We start from the raw sequence: 24,800 nt of genomic DNA, 5'->3' as shown, positions 1-24,800 counted from the left end.
ACCAAAATTTCAATAAAGCACAGATTTCATTAAGCAACGTCCCAAGAATCCCGACGAAAGTTTATTTTTGCTGCAGGAGTGACCGCCGTAGGTAGTGCTATTTTACATGGTTGCACCACTGCTAGTAATACAACACCTGAAACAACTACCACAACTCCCACTAATACCGCACCAGCTACTGGGGATGCGCCTGAAGTTACTACCGCTAAATTAGGTTTTATCGCCTTAACAGATTCTGCACCCTTAATTATTGCCAAAGAGAAAGGCTTTTTTGATAAATACGGCATGACTGGAGTAGAAATATTAAAACAAGCATCGTGGCCTGTTACTAGAGATAATCTGGAATTAGGTTCGGGGGGAGGTGGTATTGATGGTGCGCACATTCTTACTCCTATGCCTTACCTGATGACATTAGGTACAATTACTAAAACGAAGCAACCTGTACCTATGTATCTCATGGCGAGGTTAAACGTCAATGGTCAAGCTATATCTGTAGCCGATAAGTACAAAGATCTGAAAGTAGCTCTGGATAGTTCAGTTTTAAAAGATACTTTTGCAAAAGCCAAAGCCGGTGGTAATCAATTAAAATGTGCTGTGACTTTCCCTGGTGGTACTCATGACTTATGGATGCGTTATTGGTTAGCGGCTGGAGGAATTAATCCTGATACCGATGTTTCTGTTATTCCCGTGCCTCCCCCCCAAATGGTTGCTAACATGAAAGTTGGTAACATGGAATCTTTCTGTGTTGGTGAACCTTGGAATGCTCAATTAGTCAATCAAAAAGTAGGTTTTACCGCCTTAGTTACTGGTGAATTATGGAAAGATCACCCAGAAAAAGCCTTCACTCTAAGAAAAGATTGGGTTGATGCAAACCCCAAAGCTGCAAAAGCATTATTAATGGCAGTTTTAGAGGCTCAACAATGGTGTGATAAACCTGAAAATATTGAAGAAATGTGTAAAATTGTTTCTCAAGATAAGTGGTTTAAAGTGCCTTTTGATGATATTGTCGGACGTTCTAAAGGTACTATTGATTTCGGTAACGGTAGAACAGTAGAAAACTTCCCTCAAGCCATGAAATTCTGGAAAGATAACGCTTCCTATCCTTTCAAGAGTCATGATTTATGGTTTTTAACAGAAGATATTCGCTGGGGTTATATTCCTGCTGATACTGATACTAAAGCATTGGTTGATCAAGTTAACCGTGAAGATTTGTGGAAAGAAGCGGCGAAAGCCTTAAAGGTAGCTGATGCAGAAATTCCCACCAGTACATCTCGTGGGGTAGAAACTTTTTTTGATGGTACAAAATTTGATCCTGAAAACCCTAAAGCCTATTTAGATGGATTAAAAATCAAGAAAATTTAGCACTATCAACTATTGAAAGGTTAAATAATTATGGTAAAACTCTCGCACTCGATGCCAAGACGCAACGTTTTTTATCAATATTTATCTAACCTAATATATAGTCTTCTTGAATTTATTTTATTGTAAAAACTCTTAATTATTTATTAATCTAAAATTATGACTGCAAGATTTGAAAAAACTTCTCAAACTGCTAATATTTTAAACTCAATTCTTTATTCTCAAAACACGAGAAAAATTGTTGCTCCCTTCGTTGCTTTATTCATTTTATTAGCAATTTGGCAAATTTTATGTTCAGGAGAAAAACCTAATTTACCCTCACCTATTACGGTAATAAAAGACACATGGGATCCTTATATTATCAATCCATTTTTTAATAATGGTGGTACAGATGTTGGTTTATTTTGGCAACTTTTAGCTAGTTTAAAACGGGTCGCCATCGGCTTTTCTTTAGCTTCAGTAGTTGGTATTGCTTTAGGTATTTTAATCGGTGCAAATAGACTTGTTTATTCAGCCTTAGATCCCATTTTTCAAGTATTAAGAACTATTCCTCCTTTAGCTTGGTTACCGATATCCTTAGCGGCTTTAAGACAATCTGATCCTTCTGCTATTTTCGTTATTTTTATTACAGCAATTTGGCCTATTATCATTAATACAACGGTAGGAGTGCAACAAATTCCTCAAGATTATAATAACGTTTCTAGGGTGCTTAAACTATCAAAAATAGAGTACTTTTTTAACATCTTATTTCCTTCTACAGTGCCTTATATTTTCACTGGTTTAAAAATTGGGATTGGTTTATCATGGTTAGCGATTATTGCTGCCGAAATGTTAGTGGGAGGTGTGGGTATTGGTTTCTTTATTTGGGATGCTTATAATAGCTCACAAATGAGTCAAATTATTCTTGCTTTAATTTATGTAGGAATTGTTGGTTTATTGCTAGATAGACTTGTTAGTTTTATTGCTAGTTTAGTTGTTCCTGAAGAACAAAAATAGTAATGGATGGGCTGAATAGTGAATTGTTCGAGTCGCTTTAGTCAACGATAGCTATTAGCTTAGCTGTGAAATTTATTCACGGTGGGTTATTGATTAATCCCTAATTGCCAAATCTCATTTATTCCTTACTTCCTAATCTCTTATAGCCAAATCTCATTTATTTCTAATCTTTAAACTATGCAAAATTTTATTGAAATTGATCACGTTGATAAAATATTCCCCCTTGTTAATGGAGGAGAATATATCGCTTTACGCAACATTAATTTGAAAATCGAAAAAGGAGAATTTATTTCTTTAATTGGTCATTCTGGTTGCGGTAAGTCCACACTTTTAAATATGGTGGCGGGTTTATCTAATGCTACTCACGGTGGTGTTATTCTTGAAGGACGAGAAGTAACTGAACCAGGTCCTGATCGAATGGTAGTATTTCAAAACTATTCTTTATTACCTTGGTTAACAGTGCGTCAAAATATTGCCCTGGCGGTTAATCGTGTGATGAATAACTATCCTGAAGCGGAAAGAAAAGCCATTGTAGATGAAAATATCTCTATTGTTGGTTTAAAACACGCTGCCAATAAGAAACCCGGACAACTTTCTGGGGGAATGAAACAAAGAGTTGCGATCGCTAGGGCTTTAGCTACAAAACCGAAAGTATTGCTTTTAGATGAACCTTTTGGAGCTTTGGATGCTTTAACAAGAGGTAATTTACAAGAAAGTTTGATGCGTATTGTCCAAGAAAATAATGTTACTTGTATCATGGTAACTCATGATGTAGATGAAGCCTTATTGTTATCTGATCGCATCGTCATGTTAACCACTGGTCCGGAGGCTCATATTGGACAAGTATTAGAAGTACCTATCCCCCGTCCACGACAAAGATTAGAAGTGGTAAATCACCCCAGATACTACGCTCTGAGAAACGAAATGGTTTACTTTCTCAATCAACAGAAGCGATCGAAAAAAGTTGGTACAGTTATCACCCAGAAAGAAGCAGTGGCAAGTAACGGTTTAGAAAAAATTAACCTTGATATTGGTTTCATTCCCTTAAGTGACTGTGCTCCTTTAATTGTTGCAAAAGAGAAAGGATTTTTTGCACAACATGGGCTAGAACAAGTGAACTTAGTCCGTGAACCATCATGGCAAGAATTGGCAAGGGGTATCGCTGAAAAACGATTGGATGCGGCACAAATGGTGGCAGGAATGCCTTTAAGTATGACTTTGGGAGCAGGTGGTAAGCCTTCTATTCCCATGATTACTTCTATGGTGTTGAGTCGGAACGGCAATGCCATTACTTTAAGTAAAGAATTACAAGAAATGGGGGTGACAAATCTTGAAGAATTAAAAGAAGTGATCGCCAAAACTCCTGATAAAGTCCATACTTTTGGGATTGTACACCCAGCTTCCATGCACAACCTACTACTGCGTTACTGGTTGGCTTCAGGGGGAATTGATCCCGATCAAGATGTAAGTTTAGCGGTAATTCCACCTCCGCAAATGGTAGCAAATCTCAAGGCAGGGAACATTGATGGTTACTGTGTGGGGGAACCTTGGAACTCTCGTGCAGTACAGAATGATTTAGGTTTCGTTATTGCTACAGATTTAGATATTTGGGCAGGACATCCCGAAAAAGTTTTAGGGGTAAAAGAAGAATGGGTAGAAAAACACCCTCAAACTCATTTAGCATTAGTTAAGGCTTTGATTGAGGCTTGTGAATATTGTGATGATCGCCGTAATCGTGAAGAAATTGTCGAATTACTAGCTCGTCCAGAATATCTCAATGTTGAGGCTAAATATATTCGTCCGGGGTTGGTTGATCCTTATAATTATGGTACAAAAACGGAGTCTTTATTGAGGTTTAATCAATTTTATGTGGATCAAGCTAATTCCCCTGGTAGAGTTGAAGGATTATGGATTTTAACTCAATTAGCCCGTTGGGGTTATACACCGTTTCCTCGTAACTGGGTTGAAATTTTAGAAAGAGTACGTCGTCCTGATTTATTTGGTGAGGCTTGTAGGCAGTTAGGTTTTTCGGATGTTGAACCCGATCGCCATAGTTTTCAACTATTTGACAAAATGGTGTTTAATCCTGATGATCCTATAGGCTACTTAGAAAGATTCACTATCCGCCGAGATTATCAAGTATCGGAGATTTTGATTGATGATTTAGCAAAACAATAATTGCTCCTTACCCTCAATTTTAGGGGGAAAAAGAAGAAAAATTCTTAGGGGCTGAAAATTTGAAACGCCTCACCCTACAGTTTATTGAGAATTAACCCTTTGCGTCTTTGCGAGAATAAATCAAATCAATTAATTCCTAAAGTTTACTAATACTATTTTAAAAATTATGCAAAGTTTAATGAATACTGAAAATAAGACTATTACCCTTGAAAAAACTGCCTTTTTAACCATTGATCAAGTCTCTAAAGTTTATACCACCTCCAACGGTGATTACACTGTTTTAGATGACGTTAATTTAACTGTCAAAGAGGGTGAATTTGTTTGCGTTATTGGGCATTCAGGTTGTGGTAAATCAACTCTTTTAAACATGATTTCTGGTTTTAATCAACCTACCACTGGCACTGTAAAACTTAAAGATAAGATTATCGCCGAACCGGGTCCTGATCGGATGATGGTATTTCAAAATTACTGTTTGTTGCCATGGAAAACTGCTTTTGAGAATGTTTATCTTGCCGTTAGTGCCGTCTATCCCCACAAAAATAAACAAGAAAAACTTGCTCTTGTGGAAGAACATTTAGCGATGGTAGGTTTGACAGAAGCCGCTAAAAAGAAACCTAACCAATTGTCTGGAGGTATGAAACAAAGGGTTGCCATTGCTCGTGCTTTAGCCATTTGTCCAGAAGTCTTAATTTTAGATGAACCTTTTGGTGCATTGGATGCTATCACCAAAGAGGAATTACAGGAAGAATTATTACAAATTTGGCGTAACCATAGACTAACAGTCATGATGATCACTCATGATATAGACGAAGCTCTATTTTTAGCTGATCGTCTCGTCATGATGACTAATGGCCCTAGTGCTAAAATTGGAGAAGTTCTTGATATTCCTTTTTCTCGTCCTCGTAATCGTGCTCAAATTACCGAAGATCCCCGTTACTACGAATTACGCAACTATGCTTTAGATTTCTTATTTAATCGTTTTGCTCATTCAGAAGATCCTACCGATGATATTATTGAACCAGAAATCCAGAATAATAAACTCAAAATAGCTGGAATTGTCGGCGGCTTAATTGTAGCAGCGATCGCTGGATTTACTTTATTTCAATCTTTTAACGGTAATAACGAGCAATCTCCCAAGAATAATACGCAACAAATCAGTAATTAACGATTACAATTATAAATATTCGTGCATTTTATTTTTGGGTAATTTAGAGAACAAAGGTTTAAACCTCTTACTGATATACAATTTATTTTGCACTGGTAAAATTAAGATGAAATATCGTCGTTTTGGGAAAACTGAATTAAATTTATCGGTATTTTCCCTCGGTTTAATGGGGTGTTGTTATTCTCAATCTCAGTTATTAGAAACTGTAAAAAAGGCTTTAGAATTAGGAATAAATCATATTGAAACTGCTAGAGGTTATGGTGAAAGTGAAGTATTTTTAGGATTAGCTTTAAAAAAGTTAAATATTCCTCGGGAAAAAATATTTATTACTACTAAATTAACTCCTGTTGATGATGCAAAAATCATGAAACAATGGTTAGATGATTCATTATCTCGTTTAGGAGTTGATTATCTTGATAATATTGCTATTCATGGGGTTAATACTTGGGAACATTTAGAATTATTAACTCAAGAAAATAGTTGTTTAACAGTTTTACAAAAAGCAAAAAAACAAGGAAAAATAAAGCATATTGGTTTTTCAACTCACGGCAGTTTAGAGTTAATTTCGGCAACAATTTTAACGAGTTTTTTCGAGTTTGTTAATCTTCATTATTATTATTTCTTTCAACGTCATGCACCTATTATTGAGTTAGCAAAAAAACAAGATTTAGGCATTTTTATTATATCCCCAACCGATAAAGGCGGACGTTTATATCAACCTTCAGGGAAATTAAGCCAAATATGTCAACCTTTAACTCCTTTACTGTTAAATTATCGTTTTCTTTTGAGTAATCCTCAAATTACTACCTTAAGTGTTGGTGCGAGTAACCCGAATGAATTAATTAATCCGTTATCTGTAGCTGATGATGATGGAGAATTGACGAGTTTAGAATTAGAAACCTTAGAAAAAATCCAAAAAACTCTTAAAGATACCTTAACAACTGATCAATGTTTACAATGCTACAAATGTTTACCTTGTCCTGAAAATATCAACATTCCTGAAATTTTGCGGTTGCGAAACTTAGGGGTTGGATTAGACATGACAGAATACGCAAGTTATCGTTATCAGATGCTAGAAAATGCTGGGCATTGGTTTTGGGGGAAAAAAGGAAACAGATGTACTGATTGTGGTGAATGTCTGCCAAGATGCCCAGAAACTCTCAATATTCCTCAATTATTAAGGGATAGTCATACTAAATTTAATGGTAGTGGAAGACGAAGATTATGGGAGTAGATCAACTTAAGAAAGTTGACGTAAATAACTGAGTAAATCTGCCATATCTTCAGGGGAAGGTTGAAATTTAGGCATGGGTGGAGTTTTACCTCCTATAACCTGATTAATAATTTGTACTTCAGATTTATGTTTTGACACATCCTTTAAACTAGGTCCCACATTTCCGTTACCATTGATACCATGACAACCTGCGCAATTAACTTGAAAAATAGCGTTACCCCGTTCAATATTACCTTGAAAAGAGAATACTTTTTGTATATAAGGATTTTTTGTGGGTATTAACCACCATGCTATTATCACCAAGGTAAGGATTATGATGACTGTTAAAAGGCTTATAGTGGTGTTTTTAATATTGGTATAATTTAGATCTTTTTCTAATAACTGGTTATTCACTGATTCATAATTAATTTTTAGTTTATTTAATTAACATTTTGCAACATTTTTTTTCATTAATGCCACTATTATACCCTCAGGATGAAAATAATTATAGTCAATAGTCTATAGTGAATAATTAGTGAATAGTCTATAATGAATAACTGATCCTTCACTTTGCTTAGACTATAAAAATAAAACAGACATCTTGCCTGTAACTCTTAACTCTTAACTCTTAATTTCTAATTCCCTTGACCTTTTTTTGGTAGCATAGAAGATCAGAAAATTTTAAGATAATTTAATCAAATTCACACAGCAAATTAATGATTGAACCTTTGTTACTTGGTATTGTTTTAGGCTTAATTCCCGTCACCCTTCTTGGTTTATTTTTTGCCGCCTATCGTCAATATAAGCGCAGTAGCGAAATCGGCTTAGAATAATTAACCATTTATAATTTATTATTAACAATTAACAGATAATTAAGTTAATGACTCATTAGTAGTAAGTAATAAAAATACGTCTTCTAAAGAAGGATGACTTCTTTTCATCTCATAAATACCCACTCCTTCATTAACAATAGTATAAGCAATATCTTTTCCTACATCATAATTATTATCAAGGGTAATTTTCAGTAATAAACGATTGCCAGTGTTGATTATTTCTCCACTATTAACACTTTTAACCCCAGGAATTTGTTTGAGTTTTGGTAATAAATTAGTCGTATCTCCTTCTACCTCTATTTCATAACCAGCATTACTCTGTAATTGTTGTAAAAGTTCATCTGGTTTTCCTGTTGCTACAACTATACCTTTATTGATAATTGTCACCAAATCGCAAGTCATACTTACTTCAGGTAATATATGAGTTGATAAAATAACGGTTCTTTCTCCTGCTAAACTTTTAATTAGATTTCTCACTTCAATAATTTGACGAGGATCTAAACCTACGGTAGGTTCATCTAAAATAATCACAGGAGGTTCATGAACTATAGCTTGTGCTATACCTACTCTTTGACGATAACCTTTCGATAATTTCCTGATAATCGTATGAGCACGATCTTCTAATTGACAGCATTGTAACGCCTTTTTGATCTTTTCTTCTCGATCTCCGTGAGAAATTCCTTTAATTTTTGTTACGAAACCGAGATAATCCTTAACAGTCATATCAGTATAAAGGGGAGGGGTTTCTGGTAAATAACCGATTCTTTGCCTTACTGCCATCGGATTTTCATGCACTTCAAAACCAGCGATTTTAACTTTACCAGTGGTTGCTGGAATATAACCACTCAGAATGCGCATAGTTGTAGTTTTACCTGCTCCATTTGGGCCTAAAAACCCTAAAATTGTCCCTTTTTCCACAGAAAAAGATATATCTTTAATCGCCTCCGTTGCACCGTAAATTTTACTTAAATTTTCAACTTCAATCATGATTAGGAATTAGGAATTAGGAATTAGGAATTAGGAATTAACAGGCAAAATGCCTATTTCTCAATTATTGTAGTAAATTACTATAAATAGTTACTACATAGGGATTGAAGATTGTTTAAGCCTTACCAACAACTATTAACTATAGGAGTTTGTCCATTATATTCATTAACTTGATACTATCTGTTGATAATTCGTTATCTTGATCCCGTTTTACTTGATATTCTAATAAACCTTTCATAGCAATTAATTTTAAGCTATTTTCTGCCAAAGCCTCCCCTATCGCTTCTGCTGATTTTACATAACCAATCGCTCCTAAATCCATTAATGCCGATCGTCTTAATTGTAACTCTTCTCCTTGCAATGCTGATACTAATATTTCTCCATAAACATCCTCATGGGTTAACTGATACATTGCTCTTGCGGCGGCATAAGCTATTTTGGGTGTAGGATGTTTAATAAAAGGCTTAATCAAATTTAGGGCATTTTTGACCTGAAGTGTCCCTAAAGCCTCGATAATTGCTTCATAGGGTTGATTCAGATAAGGTTTACCTATGACTGGATCTAAGGCATAATTGGTTAATTGATCATCCTTGACAGCATTATCTAAAAGATTAATTAGGGGTTGAATAGCTCGTGAATCTTTTAGCATTTCTAAGGCTTGGGCGGCGGATTCTCTAACATAATAATCATCGCACTCAAAACACTTAATTAAAGGCTCAACTGCCCTTAAATCATCCAATTTACCCAAGGCTTTAGCGGCGTTTCTACGCAACGGAAAACCGCCATCAGGGGCTCTATCTTCCTTATCTTCAAGGGCATTGATTAAACTTTCGACTGCTATGGCTGTTTTTATCCGAAATTTACCTAACCACCAAGCGGCATAATATCTTAATCCTAAATCTTCTTTTTGGTTTAAATTGGCAATGGCTATTTCTGGTGTGATAGATATTTCGGTATTCATGGCAAAACAGTTCAAAAAATAATTAAAAAAAATGACGTAATTCTCTAATTATCATACATTAAGCGATAAAGCCAATTTTTCTTATTTTGAAGACGAATTTTTTTCACCTTTTCCGTCAGATAATATTTTTGTTTATCAGAAAGTCCTCCCCTTAAAATATAACTACTTTGCCAGACTAAAACAGAAGTCGCAAAAGCAAAACAAAAAACTAACCCCAATGCACCCCAAGGATTAAATTCCATTCCAGCTCGTATCGCTGACCATGTACAATATTCTTGACAGAGAGAAATAGTTTCTCGTAATTCCCATAATGCCCAAGGTAGAATTAAAATCCACGACATAACTACTAATAACCATCTACCATAAACCGTTAATTGATGTAGTCGATCAATTTCTTGATTTGAGACGCTTTGATTTTCAATGTCTTTATCCATAATGCCATTCAAGAATAAAATTTAAACTTTTCATTACCTTTTCTTAACTTTAACGAGATATTCTGATGGTTAAGTCAATGTATTCTTAATCACACTAAATTTTTATGTTACTCACATCTCTTTCTAATCATAATTTAACCCTACCAATTCAATCAAGTGAAAGAAGGTTGCATTTTTATGACAGAGGTGAAGAGATACCTCTTATTAGTGAAGGTATTTGGCAAGTTAATCGTGGGGTAGTACAGTTACTGAAATTTAATACTCAAGGAGAAGAAACTTTGTTAGGGTGGGTACAATCTGATAACTATTTTGGCATTTTACTTACTTCTCTTGATACTTTTCAGGCTAAGGCTTTATCTGATGTTTATTTACAGTGGTATTCTTTGACAGAAATAGAGAAAAATGCTTATTTGGCACAAAAAATACTTTTTCAGGTAGTAAAACGTCTTCAACAAAGTGAGGAATTATTGGCGATCGCCGGTTTAAAAAGAGTAGAAGATAGATTGATAAAATTACTGAAATTGTTGGGCAGAGAAATTGGCGACAAAAAAGAATCAAGTGTCAGAATAAAAGTAAAATTTACCCATCAAAATCTAGCTAATGCTATTAGTACGACAAGAGTAACTGTAACCAGATTATTAGGAGATTTACAAAAACAAGGGTTTATTTCTTTTGATAACAGTCGTCATATATTATTACACAATCAAAAATTATAAATCGAATTAAAGTTTTACCAATTAAAAATATTTTAGGCCTGGTTATCGATCAAAGGTAGTCGCCATGGCCTTTTCCTTACCATCACCAGTATTCTTTATTCCCTTACTAACTATAACTCTTAAAACCTCAGAAAAAATAGTTTATATTTCATGATAATCATTAGTATTGACTAAAATGGGACTTTTTTGTCTAAGTACCGACAATATACTACAAAATAACATGAAATTATTGTCCAAAATTGCCAAAATTATTTTGTTTTGTTTGCTAATTTGGGTTTTTTCCCCTCAGACAACTTTATCTGTTTTGGCAGAATCTGAACATAAACCAAAAACCTGCGAAATAGGAATCTATCTATTATCACTTCCTGAATTTAATTTTGCTGAAAAAACTTTCACAGCCGACTTTTGGGCATGGAGTGTTTGCCCTTTCCCTGACTTAAAGCCTTTACAAGATATGGAAGTAATTAATGTTGTTGATGTTGAGACCGATTTTGATAATGTAATAGAAACAAAAGATTTATATGGTTCTTTTAAATCTTTCAATAAAGTTTATTGGGCACAAAGAAGATTTCGTACTGTTATTAAATATGAATGGAACATCAAAAAATACCCGTTTGATCGTCATACTCTTATTATCGCATTGGAGGAAACTATTAAGAGTACTGATGATTTCGTTTATACTGTAGATAGAAGAAATAGTAACTACGATAAAAATATTCTTTTGGAAGGTTGGAAGATCAAAGATCTGGAACTCTACGCTAACAAGTTCCAATACGAAACTACCTTTGGTGATCCACAATTATCATCCGGAAGCAGTGAATATACTCGTTTTGAAATACACATAGAACTTGAAAGAACCGATTTACTGGGATTTTTTAAATTAATTGCAGGGGTTTACGCTTCTTTTGTGGCTATTTTACTTGGTTTTTTCGTAGAGTTGGGAGAACGAACTCAACTCTTGGTTGGCTCTCTGTTTGCTATTGTAGTTAATATGATTTCCCTTCAAGGAGTTTTGGGCAACACACCATATTTAACTTTTGTGGACATAATTCACATCACCACTTTATTTTATGTCTGTGTGGGAGGAGTTACGGCTATTTATTCATACTTGTTAATCGAAAAAGGCAAAGAAGCAAAATCCATAAAGTTAGATAGAAAAGTCTTTTTCCCTATTTTTTTAATCTCTTATCTGGTCTTTAATTTTATTGTCTTTCTGTGTGCTATTAAAGCTTAATCCACCAATTGTCTGACGTTTAACTAAGGAAAAATGATGAAGACGAGATAGGAAGGAAGATCTAACTAAAACTTAACACCCCATGAACCGGATAGACTTTTCGGCAACCCCTTATTAAGGTCTAATATACTGACAAAAAAATGATAAAATGAGTTTTGCTATAGCTAGTAATATTAAAGGAAAATAATGGCAGAAACATTGATGTTTAATGCTTTGCGTCAAGCTATTGATGAAGAAATGGCAAAAGATGACAAAGTGTTTGTCTTAGGAGAAGATGTAGGACAATATGGTGGATCATATAAAGTAACTAAGGGTTTATACGAAAAATACGGTGAATTTAGAGTATTAGACACCCCTATTGCCGAAAATAGCTTTACAGGGATGGCAGTAGGTGCCGCAATGTCAGGATTACGTCCGATTATTGAAGGCATGAATATGGGTTTTCTCTTACTTGCCTTTAACCAAATCGCCAATAATGCCGGGATGATGCGTTATACTTCTGGTGGTAACTATAAAATTCCTACAGTAATTCGTGGACCTGGTGGTGTAGGCAGACAGCTTGGGGCGGAACACTCTCAAAGATTAGAAGCTTATTTTCAGGCAGTGCCAGGGTTAAAAATTGTCGCTTGTTCAACAGCTTATAATGCTAAAGGGTTACTAAAATCTGCCATTAGAGACGATAACCCTGTATTATTTTTTGAACACGTTTTGTTATATAATCATAAAGAAAATTTGCCTGATTATGAATACACTTTACCCTTAAATAAAGCAGAAATAGTGCGTCAAGGTAAAGACGTAACAATTTTGACTTATTCTCGTATGAGACATCATTGCACTCAAGCATTGAAGCAAATCGAAAAAGATGGTTATGATCCTGAAATTATCGATTTAATTTCTCTCAAACCCTTAGATATGGAGACTATTGGCGAATCAATACGCAAAACCCATAGAGTAATTATTGTGGAGGAATGTATGAAAACTGGTGGGATTGGTGCTGAATTAACGGCATCTATCAAGTATCAATTATTTGATGAATTAGATGGTCCTGTAGTGCGTCTTTCTTCTCAAGATATTCCTACTCCCTATAATGGAACATTAGAGAGATTAACCATCGTACAACCAGAGCAAATTGTTGAAGCTGTGAGTAAAATCATGAATAACCAAATTTAGTAAAATGAACAATTAACAATTACAATATTTAAAATTTTATTTTATCTTTATTAAAAATTACCAATTAATGGAAAAACAAAGAGTATTTATTATCTTAATTATTGTTTTAGTTGCTACTTCTATTTTGACTTTAGTCAATTTACCTTTACAATTAGGGTTAGATTTAAGGGGTGGATCACAACTAACAATTCAATTACAACCTACTCCAGAAGTCCCAGAGATTACTCCTGAAAAACTAGAAGGTGTACGCACAGTTATTGATAATAGAGTCAATGGTTTAGGAGTATCAGAGGCCGTTGTGCAAAGTGTGGGAAGCGATCGCATTTTAGTACAATTACCCGGTGTTAATGATCCTCAAGAAGCAGAAAGAGTGTTAGGAGGCACAGCACAATTAGATTTCCGTACGGAAACGGATAATCCTGAAATTCAAGCCCAATATCAAATTAAACAACAAGAATTCGGAGAATTAGTTTTTCAAGCTCAATCATTACAAGGAAAAGAATTAAAAGCACAAGAGGAGAAAATAGAGAAAATAAAAACGGAAATAGCTGAATTATCCCAAAAAATATATGTTAAAAGCGAATTAACTGGGGAAAAGCTCAAAAAAGCCAATTATCAACCCAGTCAACAGGGTAAAGATTGGGAAGTTGTCTTAGAATTTAACGATGAAGGGGGGAAGTTATTTGCTGAATTAACCAAAAGCATAGCAGGTACAGGACGTACTTTAGGAATTTTCCTTGATAATAAACTAATTAGTTCTCCTGGGGTTAGTGCTGAATATGCAACTACCGGTATTATGGGCGGTAGGGCAACTATCTCTGGTGGTGGTGGTTTTACCCTCGAACAAGCTAAAGAATTAGCCTTACAGTTAGAAGGTGGGGCGTTACCATTACCTGTAAAAATTGTTGAAAATCGTACCGTTGGTGCAACTTTAGGACAAGATAGCATTCGTCGTAGTATTATCGCCGGTTTAGTCGGTTTAATTCTCGTTTTAGTATTTATGGCAGTTTATTATCGCCTACCCGGGGTTATTGCCGATTTTGCTTTAATTATCTATGCTGTACTCAATTTAGCTTGTTTTTCTTTAGCTGGTGTTACTTTAACTTTACCCGGTATCGCAGGTTTTCTACTCAGTATCGGGATGGCAGTTGATGCAAATGTATTAATTTTTGAACGTACTAGAGAAGAATTAAGAGATGGAAAAACCTTATATCGTTCGGTAGAATCAGGATTTTATCGAGCCTTTTCCAGTATTTTAGATGGTAACATTACCACCTTAATCGCTTGTGTCGCTTTATTTTGGCTAGGTTCGGGTTTAGTCAAGGGTTTTGCCTTAACTTTAGGTATTGGTGTTGTAATTAGTATGTTTACGGCTTTGACTTGTACTCGTACTTTTATGCTAATTATAGTGTTAGGTTTTCCGTCTATTCGTCAACGCCCAGGATTATTTTGTCCAAATATTAAACCCGTCAATAATTAATTTAGAATTTAGAATTTAGAATTTAGAATTATTAGACTCTTATTTTAAGACAGGGTGAATTAATTACAAGCAAGATGCTTATATCACGGTATTTTTAATTTTAAGGTTTGTGAATAAATGTATTTATTAAAATTACTTTTTTTATTGAATTATGAAATTTAGCGTAGTTAAATGGCAAAAAATATGGTGGAGTATCTCAGCATTTCTATGTATTGGAAGCATAGTGGCTATGATTCTCTCTTATACTTCCATCGGCACTATTTTACGTCCTAGTCTCGATTTTGCTGGTGGTACACGATTACAACTAGAATTGGATTGCACTATACCTAATAATTGCGATGCCGAAGGCACACAAGGTGCACGCTCTTTAACTGTCAATGAAGTTAGGGAAGTTTTAGACAGTGAAAATTTAGGCAATAATAGTAGTATTCAAATTGTCGGCGAAAATAAACAAGGCATTTCTATCCGCACTAAAACTTTAGACGTTAATGAAAGAATTAACTTACAAAAAGTATTAACAGAAAAAATAGGCGTATTTGATCAAAAAACCATTCAAATCGACACTGTAGGTCCTACGGTAGGGAAGGAGTTATTTATTTCTGGACTTTTAGCCTTAATAGTCTCTTTTGTGGGGATTATCGTTTATTTAAGTTTTCGATTTAAAACTGATTACGCTATTTTTGCCGTTATTGCTTTATTTCATGACGTTTTAGTCACTACTGGGGTTTTTGCCGTCTTAGGTTTAGTCAGTGGTGTCGAAGTCGATACTCTATTTTTGGTAGCTTTACTTACTATTACTGGATTTTCTGTTAACGATACCGTTGTCATTTACGATCGCATTCGAGAAATAGGTAAAGAAGCCGATACCGAAAATATAAATGAGATTGTTGACGCTGCTGTATTACAAACCTTAACTCGTTCCATTAATACCACTTTAACCACTCTTTTACCGGTGGTGGCAATTTTTTTATTCGGTGGTGAAACTCTTAAATATTTTGCTCTTGCGTTAATTATTGGCTTTGTTTGTGGTGCCTATTCCAGTATTTTTATTGCCAGTACTTTACTTGGTTGGTGGCGTAAAATTATTAATCAAAAAGAAGTAATAGTGAATAGTTGATAGTTGATAGTTAATAGTTAATAGTTGATACGGTGACTCTTTATTCTCTCATTCCTCATTCCTCATTCTAAATTCCTATTAGATGATACTTTTATAGTAAAATATGATAGTTGTATTTGCAAAAAGCTAAAAATTGCAGTGATTGAACGCTATACCTTGCCCGAAATGGGCGGAATTTGGACAGACGAATATCGTTTAAAAACCTGGTTACAGGTAGAAATTGCCGTTTGTGAAGCACAAGCAGAAGTAGGCAATATTCCGAAAGAAGCGGTAGAAGAAATTAAGGCTAAGGCTAATTTTGATGTTCAAAGAGTATTAGAAATTGAAGCGGAAGTTCGTCACGATGTTATCGCTTTCTTAACTAATGTTAATGAATATGTAGGAGATGTCGGTAGATATATTCATCTTGGTATGACTAGCTCTGATATGCTTGATACTGCTCTTGCATTACAAATGGTAGCTAGTTTAAATCTGATCCTCGAATCTGTAGAAGAAACTATCCAAGCTATACGTTATCAGGCACAACAACACCGTTATACTTTTATGGTAGGGCGATCGCACGGTATCCATGCCGAACCGATTACCTTCGGTTTCAAACTAGCAGGTTGGTTAGCGGAAATGCGTCGGAATCGTGATCGTTTAGTGAAATTACGTCAAGATATTTCTGTGGGTAAAATTTCTGGTGCTGTGGGAACTTATGCTAATATCGATCCTCGTATAGAGGCGATCGCCTGTAATTTATTAGGATTAGAACCTGATACGGCTTCAACTCAAGTCATATCAAGAGATCGTCATGCAGAGTTTGTGCAACAAATAGCCTTAGTAGCAGCATCCTTAGAAAGATTTTCGGTGGAAATTCGTAATCTACAACGTAGTGATGTTTTAGAAGTTGAAGAGTATTTTTCTAAAGGACAAAAAGGTTCATCAGCAATGCCCCATAAGCGTAACCCTATTCGTAGCGAACGAATAACAGGCATGGCAAGAATTATCAGAGGTAATGCAGTAGCAGCTTTAGAGAATGTAGCTTTATGGCATGAAAGAGATATTTCTCATAGTTCTGTTGAAAGAGTAATTTTGCCTGATACTTGCATTTTGATTCATTTTATGTTGAGAGAAACCACTAATTTGATTCAAAACTTGTTAGTTTATCCGAATAACATGATTAGAAATATGAATGTTTATGGAGGTGTTATTTTTAGTCAAAAAGTTTTACTTGCGTTAGTATCAAAAGGAATGAGTCGAGAAGATGCTTATAAACTAGTGCAAGGTTGTGCTCATCAAGCATGGAATACCAAAGAAGGTAATTTTCGTAATTTAATTGAAAATAACGCTGAAGTTAAACAATTATTATCAGATACGGAGATTGATACTTGTTTTGATCCGCAACAACACTTAAAGAATCTTGACACAATTTATCAAAGACTAGGAATTTAATTAGTAATCAGTAAAGGAGAATTTAGAATTTAGAAGGTTATATCAAGTTTGGATGATTAAGGATAAATCAAGTTGGTAGTAGTGGATAAAGTCATTTATCAAAAAGCCTTAAAAAGCGCAACGATTAAACTTATATATAAAAACACATATAACAGAAATATTTATTATAAGTATTTAAACGAACTGGATATTATTCAATTTCTGAATCTTTAACTATTAGCCTATTACCTTTTTTTACTTATTACTTGTTACTTATTATTTATTTTCCCTAAATTAATCGTTAAAAGGAGAAATTATGCGCGCTGTTTTAATGGCTGGTGGTTCTGGTACAAGATTACGCCCTTTAACTTGCGATTTACCTAAGCCTATGGTACCAGTCTTAAACAGACCCATTGCTGAACATATTGTTAATTTACTTAAACATCACGGTATTAATGAAGTTATCGCTACTCTACACTATTTACCCGATGTTTTTCGAGATTATTTTCAGGATGGTAAAGATTTTGACGTTGTCATGAAATATTCTGTCGAGGAAGATCAACCTCTTGGTACAGCAGGATGTGTCAAAAATATTGAACAAATGTTAGATGATACCTTTGTCGTTATCAGTGGTGATAGCATCACGGATTTTAACTTACAAGAAGCCATCGCTTTTCATCGAGAAAAAAAATCGAAAGCGACTCTGATTTTAACTAGAGTACCTAATCCTATCGATTTTGGCGTAGTTATTACTGATAGTGAAGGCAAAATACAACGATTTTTAGAAAAACCTTCTACTAGCGAAATTTTTTCCGATACCGTTAACACTGGTACTTATATTCTTGAACCTGAAATTTTGGAATATTTACCTTTACAAGAAGAAGCTGATTTTTCTCAAGATTTATTTCCTTTACTTTTAAAACAAGAAGAACCCATGTATGGTTATATTGCCGATGATTATTGGTGTGATGTGGGCAATTTAGAAACCTATCGAGAAGCTCATTATGATGCTTTAGATGGCAAAGTTAATTTAAAATTTCCTTATGCAGAAACAGCACAAGGTATCTGGATTGGGGAAAATACTTATATTGATCCTACCGCATTAGTGGAAAGTCCTTGTCTGATTGGTAGTCATTGTCGTATCGGTTCTCGTGCTAAAATTCGTGGTGGTACAATTATTGGTGATAATGTCACCGTTGGTGATGATGCTGAGTTAAATCGTCCTATTATTTGGAATGGTGTTATTGTCGGTGAAGAAGCCTCTGTTTCTGCTTGTGTTATCGCTAGAGGGACAAGAATTGATCGGCGATCGCAAATTTTAGAAGGTGCAGTAATCGGTCAATTATGTAATATTGGAGAAGAATCTCAAATCAACACAGGAGTAAGGGTTTGGCCCAGTAAACGAATTGAATCCGGTGCAATTTTAAACATTAACTTGATTTGGGGTAACATTGCTCATCGTAATCTTTTTGGGCAAAGGGGAGTTACTGGTTTAGCCAATATTGACATTACCCCTGAATTTGCCGTTAAACTAGGTGCTGCTTATGGTTCAACTCTTAAGCCTCGTAGTTGTATCGTAGTATCAAGAGATCAGCGTAGTGTCTCTCGCATGGTAAGTCGCTCTTTTATCGCAGGTTTAATGTCTGTAGGCATTGATATTCAAAACCTAGAATCTACCGCTATTCCTATTTCTCGTACCATGAGTCCTCATTTAGACGTAGTAGGTGGTGTTCATGTAAGATTGCATCCTGATCGCCATGATTATATTTTGATTGAAATTTTTGATGCCAACGGGATTAATATCTCGAAAGCAAAAGAGAAAAAAATTGAAGGTGCTTATTTCAAAGAAGATTTAAGAAGAGTACAGGCAATGGATATTGGCAATATGTCTTATCCTTCTCAAGTACTAGAAACCTATCGTGATACTTTTGAGAAACATCTGAATATTAATGCCATTACCAATAGCAACACTAAAATTGTAATTGATTATGTTTATTCTGTCTCAGGAGCAATTTTACCGCAATTATTAGCGAGATTCGGATGTGATGCGGTAGTCTTAAATGCTACTTTGCGTCAACGAGCGATTTCTAATACAGAAAGAGAAAATCTTTTATTTCAATTAGGTCATGTAGTTGAAGCGTTAAAAGCTAATTTCGGAGTACAAGTGTCAGCTAATGGAGAATTATTAATTTTAGTTGATGAATCTGGCATTCAAATTCGGGGAGAAGAATTAACAGCTTTGATGGTAAATACCATTTTAACAGCTCATCCAAGAAGCACGGTAGTTGTCCCTGTTAATACTTCTTCGGCGGTAGAACAAATTGCCCGTCGTCATGATGGTAAAGTAATTCGCACAAAAGCCAATCCCACGGCGATTATGGAAGCAACCCAACACAGTCATAATGTAGTGTTAGGCGGTAGCGGTGATATGGGATTTATTTTTCCTCAACTTCACCCTGGTTTTGATGCTATGTTTACCATCGCTAAATTAATTGAAATGCTTACAGTACAAGAGAGATCGCTTACACAGGTTAGAAGTGAATTACCACTTGTTTGTCATAAATCTATTTCTTTACGTTGTCCTTCTAAAGTCAAAGGTTCATTGATGCGTTATCTTGTAGAAACAGAATTACAAGAAAAATTAGAATTAATTGACGGTGTTAAAATAATTCAACGGCATACTGATAACTGGGTGTTAATTTTACCCGATGCGGGAGAGCCTTTAATTCATATTTATGCTAATAGTGATAGTAGAGAATGGGTAGATGAACATTTACAAATTTATCGAAGTAAAGTGCAAGAATTTATTCTGACACAACAAATCATCTAATTTTTCTTTAGCAATAATTACTATTGTTAGTAACAGCTAAAGCCCTATGATTAAATCTATCTTAAACTTAGATCTTGCATCTCTATCATCAATTCTCGATGAGGATAGGGAAAAGGGAAGAGGGAAGAGGGAAAAGTAATCAGAATTGATTTTAAAACTCCTAAAATTGATTTTTCCCGTTTTGTTTCATTGGTATTATTGTACTGGTGCAAGATCTGAGTTAAATGTCAAAAGAAGATACTCATTAAATTTTTCCTTTTTCAAGGGGGATAAAAAGGAGATAAAAGATAAATTCTTGGCGACAACCCCATCAAAAAATCTAATATTTGATCCTTTATTACTTTATAAATTTAGCCTTAAAAATAGCTCATAGCAGTATGTAATTAATTCATGGCAAATAATGGAAATATCTCCTGATGATGGTGGATTGCCCCGTTATCCTATTAAAACTTTGATTATTATTAGTCCAATTTTATTAATTATTCAAGGTATTTCTGAGTTAATCAAAAATTTAGATATTTTCTTAAATTCTTCTTCTATAACTCTAAAATTATAAATGATCAAAAAGATTTTACTAATGAATATTTATCATCTATATTTAATAATAAGATATTCTCTATCATGAAAACACCCTGAACGTTTACTATTAGTTTCTTCAGTCTATCAAATGATCATTATTCCTGAAAAATACCAACCAAGATTATTAAATGAAATTGATAAAGAAGGTTACTTAAATTGGTCATTAGATTTTTTTACTAAAAACGATATTTTACAAAATCCTTCTATTGATCTTACCATACAATTAGAAGTAACAAAAGCCTATAAAATATATGAATCAGTAAAGAATAAAGAATCAACTTTTTTTGCTTTTTTAATTTGGAATTTGGTAAAAATATTACCTAATCACTTTTGTTTTAATTTGAGATTATTTGAAAATAATTGGTATATTTTAGATAATCCTCCTATTGTTATACCCATTGCTATTGGAGGAAAAGAAAGATTTTCTGAGATGGTTTTAGAAGATGTTAATCAATTATCTTATAATGATTTTATTCGTCAATATCGATGGAATTTAGAGAATATTAGAAAAGGGGAAGGAAAAAGAGTAGAAGCGGTAACTTATTTATTATCTTGTTTTATCGGTAATTTGCCAAATTTGAGATTTACCAGTTTAACATTACATTGGCAAAAAAATTTGATTGAAGGACAACCAATGTTTTATTTTGGTGAAAGATACTGGAAAAAGGAGAAACTTTATATACCTTTAGCCGTTAAGTTACATCATAGCGTCACAGATCCTTTTGTGTATAGTTTATTAATTCAAGATTTTCAAAATCAGTTTAATAATCACTCATAATAATAAGTTTTAATATTGATTATCCATTTATTCTAAATTTTACTTAAATAAAATCTCATTACTTAGATAAAATTGCTATATTAATCTAGGATCTAATAAAGTAGCTTTTTCAGGCTCTCTTCTAAACCAAAATGCAGTTTTTTTACATATTTCTACTAACACTAACATAACAGGAATTTCCATTAACACTCCGACTACTGTTGCTAATGCCTCCCCTGAATTTAAACCAAATAACATTACAGCAGTGGCGATCGTAATTTCAAAAAATATATAGACATAATCTTTTACAAATCTTCACATATACGAGTCGGAAGTAGCACTATTGAGCGTCTAAAATCTGCTAAATATTTTTCTAAAAGTACTAATTGAGATAGATTGATACTGTAATATGTCCATTTTCCTTGCTGACGACTATGAAGTAAATTTGCCTCTCGTAGAGTTTTAAGGTGAAAAGATAACTTCGATTGGGGTATATCAAGAATTTCCGTAATCTCACAAACACATAATTCTCTAGTGCACAATAAGTCTAATACTCGGATTCTAATACTATCAGACAGGGCATGAAAACCAGTGATAATAATTTCTTGATGATTAATCTCCGTTAATGACATTCTAATTAATAGTTAATAGTTGATAGTGAATAGATAATAGGTAATTTTTTCTTCTCCTAATTCCTAATTCCTAATTCCTAATTCTCCTCATTATTAAGGCTGACTTTAGCACGATACAATAACTTATCTTTTTGACGATAACCAACATAACGAATTTCTACTAATTGAATTTCTTCTAGAGATAAATCATTATTTTCCATCAACTCATGTTCTTGAGGATTATAATTAACAATATCACCAACTTGACCAATTGGCTCAATTTCCCAAGAGGATAATAGTTGATTTAAGGGTTGAAGTAAAGGTAATATTCGAGAAGCTGGTAACTCAGGATTATTATTAATAACATGAATAAGTGTGGGTAATTGTAATAACAAAGACTCTAAAATAGAAATTGTTTCCTGTTGATATTCAGTTATTAAATGGGAAATTTCTTCTTGATTGTCAATTTGTAAATTTTTTTGATAATTCTCATTAAATAAATCTAAATTACCGCTTAAATAATCAATTAAAGTAGTAACAGGAATATTCAAAGTCTTAGCTATTTTTTTGACAACTCCTAAAGGAATATGATCTAATAAATTATTCTCAAGACGGTAAAATTGTAATTCAGATACCTGACTTTGACGACTAAGTTGAAGGTAATCTCGAATTTGTGCTTGAGTCATCAACTCTCGTAAAATTTTTACTGTGTCACTCATAATAATTTTTTTAATAGTGATGATACCTTGCTCGAATAACGATAAACTAGAAAAGATCTAAGTAAAGTTTATTTCATCATAACGGTTAATCTAAAATTAATTTAAGTAACCTAATCACTGACTCCAAATTGTAGTAATGACAGAATCTAGTAAATCTCCTAAAATTCCTATCAGAGAATTTATTGGTACAAGACAATCTAATTTATTTCAAACCCTAAAACAACCACAGTTTACGGGAGAATTGATACTTGGTTCAGCCAAAGGTGAACAATGGACTTTTTATCTTTATTTGGGTAGAATAATCTATGCCACTGGCGGAAAACATCCTGTCAGAAGATGGATAAGAAATGTAACTAGATTTGCACCAGCATTAATTACTTATTTACCATCCATTGATACCAAAACTTTTCAACACGATAGTTTTCAAAAATGTTGGGAATATGAATTATTAAACTATTGGTTACAAACAGAAGAGGTTACTAGACAACAACTGAGTCTCATTATTCGCAGTATGGTTGTCGAAATTTTATTTGACGTAACTCAATGTATGGAAATAGTATTTCAATTAAATGCTTCTCAATCTTTGTCAACTCAAATACTATTTATTGACGCAGATCAAGTTATTGTGGAAGCGTGGGAAGCGTGGCAAAAATGGCAAGGCGGAAAATTAGCCGATCGTTTTCCTAATGATTGTCCTTTAATTCGTCAACCAGATCAACTCAAACAAAAAACTTCCGAAAAAACTTCTCAAATTATGATTAAGTTGTTTAATGGTAAAAATACTTTGCGAGATTTGAGCTTACAACTAAATCAAGATATTATGCAAATGACAAGGTTAATGTTACCCTATATTCAACTAGGATTAATAGATTTAGTTTCTGTACCTGATTTACCTATTCCCTTCAAATTTATCAAAAAGTAAAGATTATGACGATAATTTTTGCATCATTAAGCAACTCAGGAATAGGCAAAAGTTTTGAATAATATAATCAAAATAATCTCTCAAGTAAAAATAAAACACTTAAATGATGATTAATAAAAATATTTTAGCAGTAGAATTTGAAGGTTTTTGGGAAAATGTGTTACGTTATCCTCGCTACATGGTAAGTTTAATTTTTGGTATATTCTTCTTTCTATGGCAACAAATTAAACCCTTATTTACTAATCCCGTAACCGCTACTGCCATATTAGGATTACTTATTGGTAGTTTTTTCTTTCTTTTCTTTACTCTCAAAGCGATGTTAGGGATTAATACAGTATAATTGTTGTTTGGTTAAAGATTAATTGATAACCAAAATAAGAACATTAGGGCGTTTATTACGAAAAAAATAATGGCAAATAGTCGTCGTGTAGAAAAAGTATCATCCTTAATTAAAAGAGAAATTAGTCAAATGTTGATTAGTGAGATTAAAGATGATAGAGTCGGTGCCGGTATGGTTAGTATTACTGACGTAGAAATTTCAGGTGATTTGCAACACGCAAAAGTTTTTGTTAGCATTTATGGTACAGATAGTGCTAAAAATGAAACTATGGAAGGTTTAAAAGCCTGTACATCATTTGTAAGAAAAAGTTTAGGTAAAAAAATTAGTCTTCGTCATACCCCAGAAATTCGCTTTGTAGAAGATTCTTCTTTAGAAAAAGGAGATAATTTGATTAATTTAATCAATAGTATTACTCATAACTCTTCTACGGAAGAAGAATAATTGCCCTTAAAAAATTAATTATATATCCCCCCATTAGACTGAGTTTACCCGAAGTAAGAAATATTATTATCATTGCCATTTTTGTCGTCTTAATTGTCTTCTTTTTGATCAAGAATTGTTATTCTATACTGACTTAAAATATAGTAAAATATAACATCAACAAATTATTATGAAAATTTTAATAATAGAAGATGACGAAAGAATTTCTGCGGCCACGGGTGAAATATTAAAAGATAATCATTATTTAGTTGAAACAGCTTTTGATGGAGAAATAGGGTGGGAATTGGCTCAAACCATGACTTATGATTTAATTATTTTAGACTTAATGTTACCCAAAATGGATGG

Annotated in this window: 25 protein-coding genes and 1 pseudogene; 19 read left to right on the top strand and 7 right to left on the bottom strand. The window is 33.7% G+C overall.

Translation table 11 applies throughout. The features are described from left to right. Nucleotides 1-78: 78 nt before the first annotated feature. From FWJ34_RS08230 to FWJ34_RS08210, 5 genes are all read left to right on the top strand, one after another. Entirely contained in the window at nt 79-1,362 is a 1,284-nt protein-coding gene (locus FWJ34_RS08230) for a CmpA/NrtA family ABC transporter substrate-binding protein (RefSeq protein ID WP_308254841.1), read from the top strand. Nucleotides 1,363-1,518: 156 nt separating this feature from the next. Next, a complete protein-coding gene (ntrB, locus tag FWJ34_RS08225; protein ID WP_308254840.1) occupies nt 1,519-2,355 on the top strand; it encodes a nitrate ABC transporter permease in 837 nt (278 codons plus the stop codon). A 177-nt stretch (nt 2,356-2,532) separates the two neighbouring features. Continuing rightward, a complete protein-coding gene (locus FWJ34_RS08220) occupies nt 2,533-4,533 on the top strand; it encodes a nitrate ABC transporter ATP-binding protein (protein ID WP_308254839.1) in 2,001 nt (666 codons plus the stop codon). A gap of 166 nt (nt 4,534-4,699) precedes the next feature. Further along, nucleotides 4,700-5,698 (top strand): nitrate ABC transporter ATP-binding protein, encoded by a 999-nt coding sequence (locus tag FWJ34_RS08215; RefSeq protein ID WP_308254838.1) that lies wholly within the window; start codon nt 4,700-4,702, stop codon nt 5,696-5,698. Between the two features lie 106 nt (nt 5,699-5,804). Continuing rightward, nucleotides 5,805-6,932, top strand: a complete 1,128-nt coding sequence (locus FWJ34_RS08210) for an aldo/keto reductase (protein ID WP_308254837.1) — start codon at nt 5,805-5,807, stop codon at nt 6,930-6,932. 6 nt (nt 6,933-6,938) lie between these two features. Here the strand turns inward: FWJ34_RS08210 and FWJ34_RS08205 are convergent, their stop codons facing one another. Next, complete coding sequence (locus tag FWJ34_RS08205) at nt 6,939-7,325, bottom strand: cytochrome c (protein ID WP_308254836.1); 387 nt, start codon at nt 7,323-7,325, stop codon at nt 6,939-6,941. A gap of 302 nt (nt 7,326-7,627) precedes the next feature. Between FWJ34_RS08205 and petG the strand changes: the two genes are divergently transcribed. Then, complete coding sequence (gene petG / locus FWJ34_RS08200) at nt 7,628-7,744, top strand: cytochrome b6-f complex subunit V (RefSeq protein WP_308254835.1); 117 nt, start codon at nt 7,628-7,630, stop codon at nt 7,742-7,744. A gap of 39 nt (nt 7,745-7,783) precedes the next feature. Here the strand turns inward: petG and FWJ34_RS08195 are convergent, their stop codons facing one another. The 3 genes from FWJ34_RS08195 to FWJ34_RS08185 form a co-directional block, all read right to left on the bottom strand. Further along, on the bottom strand, nt 7,784-8,731 hold the full coding sequence (locus FWJ34_RS08195) for an ABC transporter ATP-binding protein (RefSeq protein ID WP_308254834.1): 948 nt from the start codon (nt 8,729-8,731) through the stop codon (nt 7,784-7,786). A 139-nt stretch (nt 8,732-8,870) separates the two neighbouring features. Then, on the bottom strand, nt 8,871-9,692 hold the full coding sequence (locus FWJ34_RS08190) for a HEAT repeat domain-containing protein (RefSeq protein WP_308254833.1): 822 nt from the start codon (nt 9,690-9,692) through the stop codon (nt 8,871-8,873). Between the two features lie 44 nt (nt 9,693-9,736). Then, on the bottom strand, nt 9,737-10,126 hold the full coding sequence (locus FWJ34_RS08185; RefSeq protein ID WP_308254832.1) for a hypothetical protein: 390 nt from the start codon (nt 10,124-10,126) through the stop codon (nt 9,737-9,739). Between the two features lie 104 nt (nt 10,127-10,230). Between FWJ34_RS08185 and FWJ34_RS08180 the strand changes: the two genes are divergently transcribed. The 9 genes from FWJ34_RS08180 (at nt 10,231) to FWJ34_RS08140 (ending at nt 21,443) form a co-directional block, all read left to right on the top strand. Further along, nucleotides 10,231-10,842 carry a Crp/Fnr family transcriptional regulator gene (locus FWJ34_RS08180; protein ID WP_308254831.1) on the top strand — a complete coding sequence of 204 codons (612 nt, stop codon included), beginning with the start codon at nt 10,231-10,233 and terminating at the stop codon, nt 10,840-10,842. Between the two features lie 220 nt (nt 10,843-11,062). Next, nucleotides 11,063-12,076, top strand: a complete 1,014-nt coding sequence (locus tag FWJ34_RS08175) for a hypothetical protein (protein ID WP_308254830.1) — start codon at nt 11,063-11,065, stop codon at nt 12,074-12,076. Between the two features lie 186 nt (nt 12,077-12,262). Continuing rightward, a complete protein-coding gene (locus FWJ34_RS08170; RefSeq protein WP_308254829.1) occupies nt 12,263-13,246 on the top strand; it encodes an alpha-ketoacid dehydrogenase subunit beta in 984 nt (327 codons plus the stop codon). A gap of 67 nt (nt 13,247-13,313) precedes the next feature. After that, nucleotides 13,314-14,726 carry a protein translocase subunit SecD gene (secD, locus tag FWJ34_RS08165; RefSeq protein ID WP_308254828.1) on the top strand — a complete coding sequence of 471 codons (1,413 nt, stop codon included), beginning with the start codon at nt 13,314-13,316 and terminating at the stop codon, nt 14,724-14,726. Between the two features lie 151 nt (nt 14,727-14,877). Then, a complete protein-coding gene (gene secF, locus FWJ34_RS08160) occupies nt 14,878-15,843 on the top strand; it encodes a protein translocase subunit SecF (protein ID WP_308254827.1) in 966 nt (321 codons plus the stop codon). Between the two features lie 138 nt (nt 15,844-15,981). Next, nucleotides 15,982-17,277, top strand: coding sequence for an adenylosuccinate lyase (gene purB / locus FWJ34_RS08155; RefSeq protein WP_308254826.1), 1,296 nt, complete (start codon nt 15,982-15,984; stop codon nt 17,275-17,277). Nucleotides 17,278-17,572: 295 nt separating this feature from the next. Then, nucleotides 17,573-20,086: a mannose-1-phosphate guanyltransferase gene (locus FWJ34_RS08150; RefSeq protein WP_308254825.1), complete on the top strand. Its 2,514-nt coding sequence runs from the start codon at nt 17,573-17,575 to the stop codon at nt 20,084-20,086. 400 nt (nt 20,087-20,486) lie between these two features. After that, a complete protein-coding gene (locus tag FWJ34_RS08145; protein WP_396231775.1) occupies nt 20,487-20,642 on the top strand; it encodes a hypothetical protein in 156 nt (51 codons plus the stop codon). A gap of 111 nt (nt 20,643-20,753) precedes the next feature. Next, on the top strand, nt 20,754-21,443 hold the full coding sequence (locus tag FWJ34_RS08140; RefSeq protein WP_308254824.1) for a CatA-like O-acetyltransferase: 690 nt from the start codon (nt 20,754-20,756) through the stop codon (nt 21,441-21,443). Between the two features lie 75 nt (nt 21,444-21,518). Here FWJ34_RS08140 and FWJ34_RS08135 read toward each other — a convergent pair. From FWJ34_RS08135 to FWJ34_RS08125, 3 genes and pseudogenes are all read right to left on the bottom strand, one after another. Continuing rightward, nucleotides 21,519-21,707: pseudogene (locus FWJ34_RS08135) on the bottom strand (arsenical-resistance protein); the annotation flags it as partial. Nucleotides 21,708-21,727: 20 nt separating this feature from the next. Then, nucleotides 21,728-22,054: a metalloregulator ArsR/SmtB family transcription factor gene (locus FWJ34_RS08130; RefSeq protein ID WP_308254823.1), complete on the bottom strand. Its 327-nt coding sequence runs from the start codon at nt 22,052-22,054 to the stop codon at nt 21,728-21,730. 77 nt (nt 22,055-22,131) lie between these two features. Continuing rightward, nucleotides 22,132-22,752 (bottom strand): helix-turn-helix transcriptional regulator, encoded by a 621-nt coding sequence (locus tag FWJ34_RS08125; protein ID WP_308254822.1) that lies wholly within the window; start codon nt 22,750-22,752, stop codon nt 22,132-22,134. Nucleotides 22,753-22,888: 136 nt separating this feature from the next. On the opposite strand from FWJ34_RS08125, the gene FWJ34_RS08120 reads away from it, so the two are divergent. The 4 genes from FWJ34_RS08120 to FWJ34_RS08105 all read left to right on the top strand — a co-directional run. Beyond that, a complete protein-coding gene (locus tag FWJ34_RS08120) occupies nt 22,889-23,674 on the top strand; it encodes a DUF4388 domain-containing protein (protein ID WP_308254821.1) in 786 nt (261 codons plus the stop codon). 103 nt (nt 23,675-23,777) lie between these two features. Further along, on the top strand, nt 23,778-24,014 hold the full coding sequence (locus FWJ34_RS08115; RefSeq protein ID WP_308254820.1) for a DUF751 family protein: 237 nt from the start codon (nt 23,778-23,780) through the stop codon (nt 24,012-24,014). A gap of 69 nt (nt 24,015-24,083) precedes the next feature. After that, nucleotides 24,084-24,455, top strand: coding sequence for a 30S ribosome-binding factor RbfA (gene rbfA / locus FWJ34_RS08110; RefSeq protein WP_308254819.1), 372 nt, complete (start codon nt 24,084-24,086; stop codon nt 24,453-24,455). 169 nt (nt 24,456-24,624) lie between these two features. Next, nucleotides 24,625-24,800, top strand: a 176-nt coding sequence (locus tag FWJ34_RS08105) for a response regulator (RefSeq protein WP_308254842.1), incomplete at its 3' end; no start/stop codon positions are given.

Origin of the sequence: Geminocystis sp. GBBB08, from assembly GCF_016743215.1 — a bacterium.
In the GTDB taxonomy this organism is placed as follows: Bacteria; Cyanobacteriota; Cyanobacteriia; order Cyanobacteriales; family Cyanobacteriaceae; genus Geminocystis.
Note: the sequence above shows the minus strand (reverse complement) of the source record. Positions and strands in the feature narration are given on the sequence as shown.